Below are 2,506 nucleotides of genomic sequence, written 5' to 3'. Positions count from 1 at the left end.
TTCAGAACTAACACAGTGGACGCGAGCAACTGAGGACAAGCCCTCGGCCTATTAGTACCAGTCAGCTTCACCCGTTACCGGGCTTCCACATCTGGCCTATCAACCCAGTCGTCTACTGGGAGCCTTACCCTCTCAAGGAGGTGGGAATACTCATCTTGAAGCAGGCTTCCCGCTTAGATGCTTTCAGCGGTTATCCCTCCCGAACGTAGCCAACCAGCCATGCCCTTGGCAGGACAACTGGCACACCAGAGGTTCGTCCGTCCCGGTCCTCTCGTACTAGGGACAGCCCTTCTCAATATTCCTACGCGCACAGCGGATAGGGACCGAACTGTCTCACGACGTTCTAAACCCAGCTCGCGTACCGCTTTAATGGGCGAACAGCCCAACCCTTGGGACCGACTCCAGCCCCAGGATGCGACGAGCCGACATCGAGGTGCCAAACCATCCCGTCGATATGGACTCTTGGGGAAGATCAGCCTGTTATCCCCGGGGTACCTTTTATCCGTTGAGCGACGGCGCTTCCACAAGCCACCGCCGGATCACTAGTCCCGACTTTCGTCCCTGCTCGACCCGTCGGTCTCACAGTCAAGCTCCCTTGTGCACTTACACTCAACACCTGATTGCCAACCAGGCTGAGGGAACCTTTGGGCGCCTCCGTTACCCTTTGGGAGGCAACCGCCCCAGTTAAACTACCCATCAGACACTGTCCCTGATCCGGATCACGGACCGAGGTTAGACATCCAGCACGACCAGAGTGGTATTTCAACGACGACTCCCACCATACTGGCGTATGGCTTTCACAGTCTCCCACCTATCCTACACAAGCCGAACCGAACACCAATATCAAACTGTAGTAAAGGTCCCGGGGTCTTTCCGTCCTGCTGCGCGAAACGAGCATCTTTACTCGTAGTGCAATTTCACCGGGCCTATGGTTGAGACAGTCGAGAAGTCGTTACGCCATTCGTGCAGGTCGGAACTTACCCGACAAGGAATTTCGCTACCTTAGGATGGTTATAGTTACCACCGCCGTTTACTGGCGCTTAAGTTCTCAGCTTCGCACACCCGAAGATGTACTAACCGGTCCCCTTAACGTTCCAGCACCGGGCAGGCGTCAGTCCGTATACATCGCCTTACGGCTTCGCACGGACCTGTGTTTTTAGTAAACAGTCGCTTCTCGCTGGTCTCTGCGGCCACCCCCAGCTCACGGAGTAAATCCGATCACCAGTGATGGCCCCCCTTCTCCCGAAGTTACGGGGGCATTTTGCCGAGTTCCTTAACCATAGTTCACCCGAACGCCTCGGTATTCTCTACCTGACCACCTGAGTCGGTTTAGGGTACGGGCCGCCATGAAACTCGCTAGAGGCTTTTCTCGACAGCATAGGATCATCCACTTCACCACAATCGGCTCGGCATCAGGTCTCAGCCTTATATGAGGGACGGATTTGCCTACCCCTCGGCCTACACCCTTACCCCGGGACAACCACCGCCCGGGCTGGACTACCTTCCTGCGTCACCCCATCGCTTACCTACTACAAGTCTGGTTCGTCGGCTCCACCACTTTCCTTTCCCCGAAGGGTCCGGAACGGCTTCACGGACTTAGCATCGCCTGATTCGATATTGGGCGTTTCAAAGCGGGTACCGGAATATCAACCGGTTGTCCATCGACTACGCCTGTCGGCCTCGCCTTAGGTCCCGACTTACCCTGGGCAGATCAGCTTGACCCAGGAACCCTTAGTCAATCGGCGCACACGTTTCTCACGTGTGTATCGCTACTCATGCCTGCATTCTCACTCGTGAACCGTCCACAACTAGCTTCCGCTGCTGCTTCACCCGGCACACGACGCTCCCCTACCCATCACAGCGGGCGTTGGCCCTATTGCTGCAATGACACGACTTCGGCGGTACGCTTGAGCCCCGCTACATTGTCGGCGCGGAATCACTTGACCAGTGAGCTATTACGCACTCTTTCAAGGGTGGCTGCTTCTAAGCCAACCTCCTGGTTGTCTCTGCGACTCCACATCCTTTCCCACTTAGCGTACGCTTAGGGGCCTTAGTCGATGCTCTGGGCTGTTTCCCTCTCGACCATGGAGCTTATCCCCCACAGTCTCACTGCCGTGCTCTCACTTACCGGCATTCGGAGTTTGGCTAAGGTCAGTAACCCGGTAGGGCCCATCGCCTATCCAGTGCTCTACCTCCGGCAAGAAACACACGACGCTGCACCTAAATGCATTTCGGGGAGAACCAGCTATCACGGAGTTTGATTGGCCTTTCACCCCTAACCACAGGTCATCCCCCAGGTTTTCAACCCTGGTGGGTTCGGTCCTCCACGAAGTCTTACCTCCGCTTCAACCTGCCCATGGCTAGATCACTCCGCTTCGGGTCTAGAGCGTGCAACTCAATCGCCCTATTCGGACTCGCTTTCGCTACGGCTTCCCCACACGGGTTAACCTCGCTACACACCGCTAACTCGCAGGCTCATTCTTCAAAAGGCACGCAGTCACGACTG

1 rRNA gene is annotated in these 2,506 nt (G+C 56.2%); it reads right to left on the bottom strand.

The window, feature by feature from the left end:
* Nucleotides 1-31: 31 nt before the first annotated feature.
* A 23S ribosomal RNA gene (locus AB0D48_RS37350) occupies nt 32-2,506 on the bottom strand; the annotation flags it as partial.

It is taken from the genome of Streptomyces sp. NPDC048269, from assembly GCF_040652395.1.
Classification (GTDB): Bacteria; Actinomycetota; Actinomycetes; order Streptomycetales; family Streptomycetaceae; genus Streptomyces.
The sequence above is the reverse complement of the archived record's forward strand: the minus strand, read 5'-3'. Positions and strand labels throughout refer to the sequence as shown.